Origin of the sequence: Floccifex sp. (assembly GCF_051873555.1) — a bacterium.
Classification (GTDB): Bacteria; Bacillota_I; Bacilli_A; order Erysipelotrichales; family Erysipelotrichaceae; genus Floccifex.
Map to the genome: position 1 here is coordinate 1 of NZ_JBJEEY010000064.1, position 11,698 is coordinate 11,698.

12 protein-coding genes and 1 other annotated feature are annotated in these 11,698 nt (G+C 34.6%); of the genes, 9 read left to right on the forward strand and 3 right to left on the reverse strand.

The window, feature by feature from the left end; all coding sequences use genetic code 11:
* Window positions 1-51: 51 nt before the first annotated feature.
* From ACI32A_RS03740 to ACI32A_RS03750, 3 genes are read right to left on the reverse strand one after another with little or no spacing between them, the layout of a single operon-like run.
* Window positions 52-1,269 (reverse strand): class I SAM-dependent rRNA methyltransferase, encoded by a 1,218-nt coding sequence (locus tag ACI32A_RS03740; RefSeq protein WP_439753686.1) that lies wholly within the window; start codon window positions 1,267-1,269, stop codon window positions 52-54.
* On the reverse strand, window positions 1,266-1,835 hold the full coding sequence (locus ACI32A_RS03745) for a flavin reductase family protein (protein WP_439753687.1): 570 nt from the start codon (window positions 1,833-1,835) through the stop codon (window positions 1,266-1,268). The genes ACI32A_RS03740 and ACI32A_RS03745 overlap by 4 nt, the downstream gene beginning before the upstream one ends.
* Window positions 1,832-2,914 carry a PLP-dependent aminotransferase family protein gene (locus ACI32A_RS03750; protein WP_439753688.1) on the reverse strand — a complete coding sequence of 361 codons (1,083 nt, stop codon included), beginning with the start codon at window positions 2,912-2,914 and terminating at the stop codon, window positions 1,832-1,834. The genes ACI32A_RS03745 and ACI32A_RS03750 overlap by 4 nt, the downstream gene beginning before the upstream one ends.
* A 93-nt stretch (window positions 2,915-3,007) precedes the next feature.
* Between ACI32A_RS03750 and ACI32A_RS03755 the strand changes: the two genes are divergently transcribed.
* The 9 genes from ACI32A_RS03755 (at window position 3,008) to ACI32A_RS03795 (ending at window position 11,617) form a co-directional block, all read left to right on the forward strand.
* A complete protein-coding gene (locus ACI32A_RS03755) occupies window positions 3,008-4,219 on the forward strand; it encodes a M15 family metallopeptidase (protein WP_439753689.1) in 1,212 nt (403 codons plus the stop codon).
* Between the two features lie 29 nt (window positions 4,220-4,248).
* On the forward strand, window positions 4,249-5,871 hold the full coding sequence (locus ACI32A_RS03760; protein WP_439753690.1) for a putative manganese-dependent inorganic diphosphatase: 1,623 nt from the start codon (window positions 4,249-4,251) through the stop codon (window positions 5,869-5,871).
* A 12-nt stretch (window positions 5,872-5,883) separates the two neighbouring features.
* Window positions 5,884-6,909 carry an SPFH domain-containing protein gene (locus ACI32A_RS03765; RefSeq protein ID WP_439753691.1) on the forward strand — a complete coding sequence of 342 codons (1,026 nt, stop codon included), beginning with the start codon at window positions 5,884-5,886 and terminating at the stop codon, window positions 6,907-6,909.
* A gap of 33 nt (window positions 6,910-6,942) precedes the next feature.
* Window positions 6,943-7,173 (forward strand) — a binding site (T-box leader).
* 46 nt (window positions 7,174-7,219) lie between these two features.
* Window positions 7,220-7,795, forward strand: a complete 576-nt coding sequence (locus tag ACI32A_RS03770; protein ID WP_439753692.1) for a 2-oxoacid:acceptor oxidoreductase family protein — start codon at window positions 7,220-7,222, stop codon at window positions 7,793-7,795.
* Window positions 7,796-7,804: 9 nt separating this feature from the next.
* Window positions 7,805-8,107 carry a 4Fe-4S binding protein gene (locus ACI32A_RS03775; protein WP_439753693.1) on the forward strand — a complete coding sequence of 101 codons (303 nt, stop codon included), beginning with the start codon at window positions 7,805-7,807 and terminating at the stop codon, window positions 8,105-8,107.
* Window position 8,108: 1 nt separating this feature from the next.
* Window positions 8,109-9,290, forward strand: coding sequence for a hypothetical protein (locus tag ACI32A_RS03780; protein WP_439753694.1), 1,182 nt, complete (start codon window positions 8,109-8,111; stop codon window positions 9,288-9,290).
* Window positions 9,291-9,301: 11 nt separating this feature from the next.
* Entirely contained in the window at window positions 9,302-10,243 is a 942-nt protein-coding gene (locus ACI32A_RS03785) for a thiamine pyrophosphate-dependent enzyme (protein WP_439753695.1), read from the forward strand.
* A 46-nt stretch (window positions 10,244-10,289) separates the two neighbouring features.
* Window positions 10,290-10,949 (forward strand): methyltransferase domain-containing protein, encoded by a 660-nt coding sequence (locus tag ACI32A_RS03790; protein ID WP_439753696.1) that lies wholly within the window; start codon window positions 10,290-10,292, stop codon window positions 10,947-10,949.
* Complete coding sequence (locus ACI32A_RS03795; protein ID WP_439753697.1) at window positions 10,946-11,617, forward strand: 2-phosphosulfolactate phosphatase; 672 nt, start codon at window positions 10,946-10,948, stop codon at window positions 11,615-11,617. Before ACI32A_RS03790 ends, ACI32A_RS03795 begins: the two co-directional genes overlap by 4 nt.
* The last annotated feature ends 81 nt before the right edge of the window (window positions 11,618-11,698 follow it).

Genomic DNA, 11,698 nt, shown 5'->3' on the forward strand with positions numbered 1-11,698 from the left:
GGGTGCTGTAACCCCTCGAATTTGTAAAAACTCAACTATTCGTTACAGCCCCTATATGATTTGAAAAATATAAAACTTTAAATAATCTGTTTCTTCTACATTCCATAAAATTGGATGATCACAAGCTTGTTGACGAGCTTCAATTTGTCGTAAAGACACATTGGCATCTTTGGCTGCTTCTTTCAACATTTTTCTAAAGTATTCATCTTTCATAAAATGAGAACAAGAACAAGTGGCTAAATAACCACCACGAGGTAGAATCTTCATGGCTCTATAGTTGATTTCTTTATAGCCTCTAGTGGCATCTTTTATAGTTTGTCTGCTTTTTGTAAATGCAGGTGGATCTAAGATAATAAAGTCATAAGGGTGTTTCTTTTCTTTATCGAGTTGTGTTAATAATTCAAATACATCACAGACCTCAAAAGAAATATTGTCAATTTTATTTCGTCTGGCATTTTCTTTAGCCATTTCAATAGCACTTGCCGATATATCAACACTTGTGACGTGTTTAGCCTTTCCTTTTGCTGCATTTAAACCAAAAGAACCTGTGTGAGTAAAACAATCTAAAATGGTTTTATCTTTTGAAATGCGGGCAATTGCTTTTCGATTGTATTTCTGATCTAAAAAGAATCCTGTTTTTTGTCCGTTTTCTACATCCACCAAATAAGAAATTCCGTTTTCTATGATTTCTACAATCGGACTTTCTGGATGAGGACACTTTTCATACCATCCTTTTTCTTCTTTCATGCCTTCTAAAGTACGAATGGAAACATCGTTTCTTATATAAATTCCTTCAATGGTTTCTCCCATTTCATTCAGGCAATGATAAAAAGCCTGTAAAATAATATCTTTTATTTTTTCCATGCCCAATGAAACAATTTGAACCGATAATAAAGTGTTGAAACGATCAATGGTTAATCCCGGAAATTGATCGGCTTCACCATGAACAAGTCGGCAACATTTGAAGTCTTCATCTGGCATAACGGTTTTTCTGTATTGAATCGCATATTGAACACGGCGAATCCAGAAGTTTTCATCAAAGGTATCATTGGCATTGCGAGAAATTAAGCGAACACGGATTTTGGAATGAGAGTTATAGAAACCAGTTCCTATATATGTTTGGTTGGCAAGTACATCCACTAATTGTCCATCTACACAATCAATTTCACGGATAACTTCACCTTCATATACCCATGGATGCCCGTTTTGCAGGAATTTTTTTCCTTTTGGTGTAATTTGTACGATGGGGTAATTTCGAATTGTTTTCATTTCTTTTTTTTCTTCTTTCTAACGGAATATCCAAAACTTCCTAAGACTTGATTTAAATCATAATATTCACCATGTGAATATACTATAGGATCACTTTTTTCTAAAGCCAGGCGCCCATTTTCTTCCAGACAATTTTCATCTACTTGTACATTGGTTACAGTAGCAATAAACATATGATGACTTCCTAGTTCTAAGATATCATTGACTTTGCATTCAATATTAACAGGGCTATCTTTTAGAATCGGACAATTAATGGTTTGTGCTTCCTGGCATTCTAGTTGCATAGCTTCAAATTTATTGACTTGGCGACCAGAACGAACGCCACAAAAATCAACGGCTTTCACTAATTTCTTTGTTGTTAAATTAATTGTGAAGACTTTACTTTTTTTTATGAGTTCATAAGAATAACGTTCTGGACGAACAGAAATATATACCATAGCTGGATTGGTACAAATGGTTCCTGTCCAGGCTACGGTAAAGACATTGTCGATATTTTCATGTCGACAAGTCACTAATACAACTGGAAGAGGATATAACATGTTTCCAGGTTTCCATGATTGTTTCATAGATGATTTTCCTTTCTGAGTTTTCTTCGAATGCGATTGATGTGTCGTTCAAAGTCACCGTTATTAATAATTTCAGCTAAGATGTATTGATCTAAAGTTGGAACGGTGCAGGAATAAAAACTGATTTTTTCACAAAATGATTTTGTGTAGTTTTTGGGTAAAACCATATAGCCAATTCGAATAGAAGGGGCAATGGTTTTTGAAAACGTATTGATATAGATTACGGAGTCATTTGGTTCTAGAGAATAAATGGTATCGACTATTTTTGTGGATAAACAAAATTCTGAATCAAAGTCGTCTTCAATTATAAAGCCTTTTCTTTCTTTGGCAAAATTGATGTATTCATTTCGTTTGGAAATACTTGCTGAAATGCCACTTGGAAAACTATTATAAGGTGTCACGTGTAATACAGTGGCTTTTGTGTTTTTTAAGTATTCACTTTGAATACCATCACTTCCCATTTTTAATAAATCTGTTTGAATATGGTGAGATTGATAGACTTTCTTTATTTTTTCGTAACAAGGATCTTCTAATGCATAGACTCTTTGATTGGATAACATTTGTACAATGAGTCCATATAAGTATTCAGCTCCTGAGCCAATGATGATTTGATTGTTTTCTACATCAATGCCACGGTTTCGTTTTAAATATAAACGAATCGCATTTTTTAATTCTTCACAACCAAAATTTGGTGACTTTACCATAATGTGATCACTATAATCTTGCAGCACTTTTCGAGTGGCCTTAGCATAGAGATGCACAGAAAATGTGTCTTTTTGATTGGTATGGTTGTTTGGTTTATTTATAACTTGAACACTTTGATGGGTGAACCAATCCTGGGTTTGATAAATGACGTAGTAACCGCTTCGTTGTCTGGATTCAATATAGCCTTCATCTAATAAAATGGAATATGCATGTTCCACAGTAATGACACTTGTCTGTGTATCCAGGGCGAGTTGGCGCTTAGAAGGGAGTTTATCTTGATAATGAAGCGTCTGATCGATTATATCATTTTTTATTTGGTGATAGAGTTGTAAATAGGCAGGCTGGTTTGTGTCTTTATTTATTGTATATTTCATTTGAGTGTTTCTTTCTTTTTTAATAGTATCAAAGCTCTATGAATTTTCAAGTTAACTTTATTTGTTTTATGGTACAATATTTTTGAGGTTATTATGGCAAAGAAAAAAAAGAAAAAAGTAAAACGTAATTATCGGCGCTTAAAGAAAATGTTGTTTTGTTTAATTGTGATTGCTATAGCGCTTAATTTTTTTGTGTTCAAAAAAACGAGTCTTAAATTATGGTTAAAGGGATATAATTCAACAGAAAGAGAAGAGTTATTAACGTTATCAAAAGATGAAATTGAGGAATATCTGGCATTAGATGAACGAATTGATTTAGAAGTTTGGGATGAATATTCCAATGGACATCATTATTATGATTATGTTTTATATGACCAGGCCAATAAAGATTTATCTGAAATGACAGTAATCAAAAATGTGGATCGTTTATATGAAGTCTATGAAGAATTAATTAATTTGGGGTATTCCAGAGAATATTGTCGAAGTCATTATGGAGATTATTCCATAGAAGATTTTGAAGTATTTGCGAAAAATCAAATTGATTATGAAACCGCCAAGCCATATTTAAAAATTAAAAACAATGTGATTGCAGATTTACCACAATATGTCAATTCAGGTTCAAGTCCAATTAAAGCCATCATGAAGTATTCCTATGGTTTTATTGATTCCAGCAAGAGCTGTGATTATATTTATGAAGTCGATCCAGAAGATAGTTTAGTGGCTATTGTCAAGAATCGTTTTGTGTTATCGGATAAATATAAACCCGATAATTTAGTGAAGGCAAGTGTGCCAAAAACAGAAGATTGTACAACCAATAAATTAGTGGAAGAAGCGGCTTATGCTTTAGAAGATATGGTTGAAGATGCCAAAGATGAGGATTTAAGTATTGTATTGGTCAGTGGATATGAATCGTATTCATATCAAGAAGATGCATATAATGAAGTCGCCAATATATATGGTCTTTGGTATGCTTCCAGTACAATGATTGAGCCAGGATGCAATGAAAATCAATTGGGAACTTGTGTGGATTTAGAGAGTCAAAGTGTGTTAGATGGCGAAGAATTAGTTTTTGAAGATACAGATGAATATAAGTGGTTAATCAAACATGCCCATGAATATGGTTTTATTCTTCGGTATCCGCAAGGCTATAGTAAAATGACGGGTTCAGACTATAATCCTTGTCATTTTCGTTATGTGGGAGTGGATGTTGCCAAAGAAATTTATGAAGATTTAGATACATTGGAAAACTATGTTCTAACACATGGAATGGATTATTCAATTCGTGTGATTGGAGATGCAGACTAGGTCTGTATCTTTTTTTCAAGGGGGTTTTTATGGAAAAAATTTATGTATGTGGACATCGTCATCCAGATACGGATTCTATTGTTTCATCTATTGCGTATGCGTATTTAAAGCAATGTCAAAATCAAAATGCCATTGCCGCTCGGCTAGGAAATTGCAGTGATGAAACAAAATATTTATTAAATCGATTTGATTTTGATGAGCCAATGTATTTAGACGATGCACGGGTTCGTTTATCAGAAATTGAATTGGAAAAACCTGTCTTTGTATATGAAGAAGAAACAATTTTTGAAACCTTGGAAACCATGAAACGCTACAATCAGCCTTTTGTCAGTGTCGTGAATTCCGATAAAAAAGTTGTGGGAATGATTACACGAAATGATTTAGCTGATATTGGTTTAGGGGATACAGCCGTTGGTATTGATTTATTACAGAATGTGTCTTTAAAAAATATTTGTAAGACTTTACAAGGAAGAATTATTGTGGATGAAGATAAGATGCATTTAAATGGAAAAGTCAGTATTGTGGCTTTATCGTCTCGTTTGAGCCAGGATTATGAAGTTAAGGATCGTATTGTGATTATCGGTGATGATCCCATTTCGCAGAATCATTTAATTCAAAAAGGAGCTGGTTTATTAATTGTGGTTTGGACAAAGTCTATTGCACAAGATGTCATTGAACTAGCTAAGGAATATCATTGTCCGATTATTATTTCTGGACATGGTTCTATGAATACATCTCGTTATTTGTTTTTTTCACCAGTTATATCATCTGTCATGAAAGAAAATCCAATGTGTTTTTATCAGGAAGAGTTTTTAGAAGATGTTGCTAAAAAAATGAGTAAAAAAAGATATAGAGCGTATCCTGTTATCGATCGTGAAAACTATTTAAAGGGGTATATTTTAAAGGATCATGCGATGAGTTATCAAAATAAGTCACTGGTGTTAGTGGATCATAATGAATTTAGTCATTCTGTCAACAATGTGGAAAAAGCCAATATTTTAGAAGTGATTGATCATCATCGTATTAATGATTTTTCTTCGAAAGAGCCAATTTTATTTCGAAATGAAATTGTAGGAAGTTGTGCAACGATTGTTTCTTCGATGTTTATTGAAAAACAAATTGCGATTCCTAAAAAATTAGCGGCATTATTGTTGGGTGCCATTGTATCGGATACATTAAATTTTCAGTCGCCTACAACCACTCAAAAAGATTTGGATATGGCTGATTTTCTTGAATCAATAAGTGGTTTAAATATGGATGAATTGGCTTATGATATTTTATTTATGAATTCTAATCTGGAAAATAAAAATATATATGATTTATTAAGAGAAGACATTAAATCTTTTGATATGGATGGATATACAGTGATGATTGCACAAGTGATTATTCCTTCTTTTGATTGGTTAAAACAAATTCAGAATTCAATTTCAAAGGAGTTAAAAGTATTTGTGACAAAAACGAATTGTGATTTAATTGTATTTGTATTAACGAGTATTGCAGAAAATGGTTCCTATTTCTATTGTGAAGGAAAATTAAAGTCTTGGATGGAAAAGGAATATCCGAATGAAAATCCTGTTTTTATGGAGTCTATGATTTCTAGAAAGAAACAAATTGTTCCATTGATTTCAAGTATTATACAAAAGAATATTTAGAAAGGAGATAGTATGTTTGGTTTTATTTTTAAATTGTTTTTGATTGTGATTATTGTATCTCTTGTGGTTTCTTCGATTCGAATTGTGCCACAGGGAATGTGTTATGTGGTGGAGTTTCTTGGTAAATATAAAGAGACATGGCAAGCAGGTATTCATATGATGATTCCTGTGTTGTCACGTGTGGCTCGTCGTGTGTCTTTGAAAGAACAAGTGGCAGATTTTCCGCCACAATCGGTAATTACTAAAGATAATGTCACAATGGAAATTGATACAGTAGTGTATTATAAAGTATTTGATGCGGCTTTGTTTACGTATGGAGTGGAACAACCCGTGATGGCTTTAGAAAACTTAACAGCGACTACGCTTCGTAATATCATCGGGGACCTGGAATTGGATCAGACTTTGACGTCTCGTGATAAAGTGAATTCTGAAATGAAAATTATCATTGATGAGGCAACCGATGCCTGGGGAATTCGTGTCAATCGTGTGGAATTAAAAAATATTATTCCTCCTCGTGAAATTCGTGATGCGATGGAAAAACAAATGAAGGCAGAGCGTGAAAAGCGTCAAACGATTTTAGAAGCGCAGGCACATAAAGAAAGTTCAATTACACGTGCGCAAGGAGATAAAGAAGCCTTGATTATTCGTGCCCAGGCTGATAAAGAAGCGCGTATTGCCAAGGCTAGTGGAGAAGCAGAAGCCATTCGTTTGGTTTATGAAGCACAGGCAAAGGGAATTGAATTGTTGAAAGAAGCAAAAATGGATGAAAGTGTTCTGGCTTTGAAGAAATTAGAAGCTTTAAAGGAATTGGGTGATGGACGTGCAACTAAGATCATTGTTCCAACTGATTTGACAAAGGCAGCAACGGATTTAACGTATGTATCTGAATTTTTAGGAACGCCTTCAAGTGAGCCAATCGATAAAAGTGAGAAAAGTAAACCAGTTGAAATAGTAGAAGATGTTTGTTGTGAGTCGGATCAAATGAGTGCAGTTACTAAGGAATTTGTTGAAAAACCACCTAAATTTCCCAATTTTTAATTGATTTTTTGTGAAAAAAGGTTTAATATTTTTTCAAACACAGTGAACAGGACCGTGGGTATCGCAAAGAATTTTTAAGAAGCGAGCTGTAGTTGGTGAAAGGCAGCAGAAATTTGGTATTCAGTATCACCTGTGAGTGGCTTAGATGAAATATAAGTAATCTAAGACGGGAATCTCCGTTAAAAAGAGAAGATATTGTTAGATATCTGAGTGTGAGTAAATTCTCAAAGAAGAGTGGTACCGCGGATTATATTCGTCTCTTTGTATTTATATACAAAGAGACTTTTTTTATGAAAACAGGAGGAAAAATATGAACCAGACACTTGAAATTCGATGGCATGGTCGTGGTGGACAAGGGGCGAAAACTGCTGCTTTGTTGCTGGCCGATGTTGCGTTTAAAACGGGAAAACATGTTCAGGGATTTCCTGAATATGGTCCAGAAAGAATGGGAGCACCAATCACGGCTTATAATCGTATCAGCGATTCTGTGATTCGTGTGCACTCTAATATTTATACACCGGATTTGGTGGTTGTTGTGGATGAAACTTTGCTGGATGCAGTGGATGTCACAGCGGGTTTAAAGGAACAGGGTTCCATTATTATTAATACACCAAAATCAAAAGAAGAAGTGATTCCAAAATTAAAGGGATATAAAGGAATGGTTTATGTGGTAGATGCGCGTAAGATTTCGGTTGAATCATTGGGAAAATATTTTCCAAATTCACCTATGTTAGCTGCCACTGTTGCGGTTAGTAAAGTGATGGATAAAGATACTTTTATTCGTGAAATGAGAGCGTCTTATCAGCATAAATTTGCGAAAAAACCAGAAGTAATTGATGGAAATATGAAAGCTTTGACAATGACGTTTGAAGCTCTGGGTTTATAGGAGAGAGTTATGAGATCGGATGTAAAGAAAATTAATGAAAAAACACCTTATCAAGATTTAACAGAAGGACTTCAGATGTTTGCATCGGCAACATCTGTTGAATTTAATACAGGAGAATGGAGAACCGATACACCTGTGTATCTACAAGATCGTTGTAAACAATGTTTATTATGTGTTCCAACTTGTCCGGATTCTTGTATTCCAGTCATCCATAAAAAGCGTCAGGACTTTGATTTCGATCATTGTAAAGGATGCGGAATCTGTGCTAAGAATTGTCCATTTGGAGCCATTGTAATGAGGGAGGGAAGATAATATGGCAAGAAAAGATCGAATGTCAGGAAATGAAGCGACAGCCTATGCGATTCGTCAAGTGAATCCCGATGTTATGCCAGCTTTTCCAATTACACCTTCTACTGAAATTCCGCAAATGGTTTCCAACTACATTGCTAATGGATTAATGGATACAGAATTTATTCCAGTGGAAAGTGAACACTCAAGTATGTCGGCTACTATTGGTGCTCAAGCTGCTGGAGCACGTTCTTTAACAGCTACTTCCTCAGCTGGACTGGCTTTGATGTGGGAAGAATTATTATTAGCTGCCAGCAATCGTATGCCATGTGTTTTGACTTTAGTCAATCGTACTTTATCAGGGCCAATCAATATCAACTGTGATCATACCGATGGAATGGGGGCTCGTGATACAGGATGGATTCAATTGTATTCCGAAAACAATCAGGAAGCTTATGATAATTTTGTCATGGCTTATCCCATTGCAGAGCATAAAGATGTTCGTTTACCGGTCATGGTTTGTCAAGATGGTTTTATTACGTCTCATGCAGTTGAAAATATAGAATTATTAGAAGATGAAGAAGTTAAAAATTTTGTAGGGGAATATGAACCTGAAGAATTTTTATTGAATCCAGGAAAACCGGTTTCTGTTGGGCCATATGCGATTTCCAGTTATGTAATGGAAGCTCGAAAAGCACAAGAAGAAGCTTTAGAAAATGCCAAAGAAGTGATTTTAGAAGTTTCAAAGCGTTTTGAGGAATTGTCAGGGCGTCATTATGGTTTATTTGAAGAATATCGCACAGAAGATGCGGATTATATTATGGTCATTATTGGTTCGGCAGCAGGAACAGCCAAAGAAGCTGTGGATATGTTAAGAGAACAAGGAAAGAAAGTCGGAATTTTAAAATTACGTGTATTCCGTCCTTTCCCTGCAAAAGAAATTGCTCAAGCATTATCGAATTGTAAAGCCGCTGCGATTATGGACCGTGCAGAGAGTTATAACACAAATGGTGGGCCATTGGCCAGTGAAGTCAATGCAGCTTTATTCCGTTTTAAAGTGATGATTGATACAGTGAATTATGTCTATGGATTGGGTGGACGTGATTTTACTGTGAATCATGTGTTTGATGTTTTCAAGGAATTAGAAGACATGATTGAAAAAGGTGTACAACCAAATCAATATCAATACATTGGATTGCGTAAATAGGAGGAAAGAATATGGCAAAATATAATTTTAAAGAAACTGTATCAAAACCAGATCGTCTTGCCCCTGGTCATCGTATGTGTGCTGGATGTGGAGCAACCATTGGTGTTCGTGCTGTTTTAAGAGGTCTTCATGAAGGAGATCATGCTGTTATTGGAAATGCGACAGGATGTCTGGAAGTATCTTCTTTTACGTATCCATATACTGCCTGGACAGATAGTTATATCCACAATGCGTTTGAAAATGCAGGGGCCACTTTAAGTGGTGTGGAAACGGCTTACAAGGCATTAAAGAAACGTGGAAAATTAGATGAAAATGTAAATTATAAATTTATTACTTTTGGTGGAGATGGAGGAACCTATGACATTGGTTTTCAGTCTTTATCAGGGGCTATGGAAAGAGGCCATGACTTAACATATGTTTGTTACGACAATGGCGCTTATATGAATACTGGAATTCAGCGTTCCAGTGCGACACCAAAATATGCAGATACGACAACAACACCAGTGGGATCTCAATCCAATGGGAAGATGCAAAGTCGTAAGGATTTGGCTTCTATTATTGCCGATCACAATGTAGCTTATGTTGCACAAACAACTTTAACAAAAGATTTTAAAGACATTCATACAAAATCTGAAAAAGCAATTTATACGGAAGGGGCTTCTTTTCTAAATGTGATGACACCTTGTCCACGTGGTTGGCGCTATGATGCCAGTGATGTCATGGAAATTTGTCGTTTAGCTGTGGAAACGTGTTATTGGCCTTTATTTGAAGTGGATCACGGTGTGTGGTCTTTGAGTTATATGCCAAAGAAAAAACTTCCCATTGAGGAGTTTCTAAAAACACAGGGTCGTTTTAAACATTTATTTAAACCTGGTAATGAACACTTGATTCAGGAAATTCAAGAAGAAGTGGATCGTCGCTGGGAAGATTTATTATATAAATGCAATCGATAGTTCTCAAAAAAATTGAGAACTTTTTTTCTTGTGTTATACTTTTTTTATGAGAAAAGATTTTTTAAAGTATACGGATATTCCTTTGTTTCAAGATGAAAAAATGTTTAAATACAATTCCGATACCACAGCCCTTGGAATGTCTTTAGAAGATATGAAAAATAAAACGGTATTGGATATGGGATGTAATAATGGATCTTTGTTGTTGTATGCCTATTTAAAAGGGGCTACACATTTTATTGGTTGTGATCTTTTTCAAGAAGCATTGGATTTAGCGCAAATGAATTTGAGTCAGTTTACCAGTAATTATGAATTTCATTGTTGTCGTATACAAGAATTAAAAATAGATCCTGTTGATGTAGTAATTTGTAATCCGCCTTATTTTAAAATGACAAGAGACATTAAAGAAGATGAATATTATAAAAAAGCGATGTTTGAAGAATCTATGCCATTGGAAGATATGTTTCAATGTTTTCGAAGGTTTTGTAAAGACAATGGCGTTGTTTATACGTTATATCCAGCCGATCGTTTTATAGAATTTTATAATATGGCTATTAAATATAAAATGAAATTTATGTCATTAAGATTTGTACATGATAAAAAGAAAAAATTTGCGCTTCGTTTTATTGTAAAAATGAAAATTGGTCCTATGAAACAAATCAATGTATTAAATCCAATATATATTGATCAAGGAGATGTGATTTTATGAAAGTAGAGATTTATCAATTAATTGAAGGTGCCAGGCAGGCAAAAGGATTAACCGTTATTATTGATGTTTTTCGGGCATTTAGCTTAGAAGCGTATTTAATTTCACAAAATGCGAAACAAATTATTCCTGTGGCATCCAAAGAATTAGCGTATTCGTATAAAGAAAAAGATCCTTCTATTGTTTTAATAGGAGAAAGACATGGTGTGATTTTACCGGGCTTTGATTATGGGAATTCACCTTCTCAAGTTAAAAATATTTCTTTTGAAAATAAAGTCATTGTCCATACAACTAGTGCAGGCACGCAAGGACTAGCCAATGCGATTCATGCCAATGAAATTTTAACAGGTAGTTTTGTCAATGCCAAAGCCATTGCTTCGTATATTGAATCCAAGCATCCAGAAGAAGTGTCTTTGGTTTGTATGGGATGGGAAGGAAACCAGGAAACACAGGAAGATACGATGTGTGCGCAATATATTAAGAGTTTATTGGAGCATAGGGAATATAAAGTGGATATAAATCTTTTAAAGAGAACAAGTGGAGCTAAGTTTTTTGATCCAAATCAGATGGATGTTTTCCCAACTGAGGATTTCTTTATGTGTACAAAACTAAATATTTTTCCTTTTGTTTTAAAATATGAAGATGGAATCATTCATCGAATTGACATATAAAAAGTAGACCTTGGTCTACTTTTATCGTACGACAGGCAGTCGTGCTTATAGTTGATAGTAGCTTACTAACTATCAACTGTT

What these genes read in the sequence shown, in the direction of transcription:
- ACI32A_RS03785 (WP_439753695.1), top strand. Translation starts at nt 9,302, where the DNA reads ATGGCAAAATATAATTTTAAAGAAACTGTATCAAAACCAGATCGTCTT.
- ACI32A_RS03745 (WP_439753687.1), bottom strand. Translation starts at nt 1,835, where the DNA reads ATGAAACAATCATGGAAACCTGGAAACATGTTATATCCTCTTCCAGTT.
- ACI32A_RS03755 (WP_439753689.1), top strand. Translation starts at nt 3,008, where the DNA reads ATGGCAAAGAAAAAAAAGAAAAAAGTAAAACGTAATTATCGGCGCTTA.
- ACI32A_RS03750 (WP_439753688.1), bottom strand. Translation starts at nt 2,914, where the DNA reads ATGAAATATACAATAAATAAAGACACAAACCAGCCTGCCTATTTACAA.
- ACI32A_RS03795 (WP_439753697.1), top strand. Translation starts at nt 10,946, where the DNA reads ATGAAAGTAGAGATTTATCAATTAATTGAAGGTGCCAGGCAGGCAAAA.
- ACI32A_RS03775 (WP_439753693.1), top strand. Translation starts at nt 7,805, where the DNA reads ATGAGATCGGATGTAAAGAAAATTAATGAAAAAACACCTTATCAAGAT.
- ACI32A_RS03780 (WP_439753694.1), top strand. Translation starts at nt 8,109, where the DNA reads ATGGCAAGAAAAGATCGAATGTCAGGAAATGAAGCGACAGCCTATGCG.
- ACI32A_RS03765 (WP_439753691.1), top strand. Translation starts at nt 5,884, where the DNA reads ATGTTTGGTTTTATTTTTAAATTGTTTTTGATTGTGATTATTGTATCT.
- ACI32A_RS03790 (WP_439753696.1), top strand. Translation starts at nt 10,290, where the DNA reads ATGAGAAAAGATTTTTTAAAGTATACGGATATTCCTTTGTTTCAAGAT.
- ACI32A_RS03760 (WP_439753690.1), top strand. Translation starts at nt 4,249, where the DNA reads ATGGAAAAAATTTATGTATGTGGACATCGTCATCCAGATACGGATTCT.
- ACI32A_RS03740 (WP_439753686.1), bottom strand. Translation starts at nt 1,269, where the DNA reads ATGAAAACAATTCGAAATTACCCCATCGTACAAATTACACCAAAAGGA.
- ACI32A_RS03770 (WP_439753692.1), top strand. Translation starts at nt 7,220, where the DNA reads ATGAACCAGACACTTGAAATTCGATGGCATGGTCGTGGTGGACAAGGG.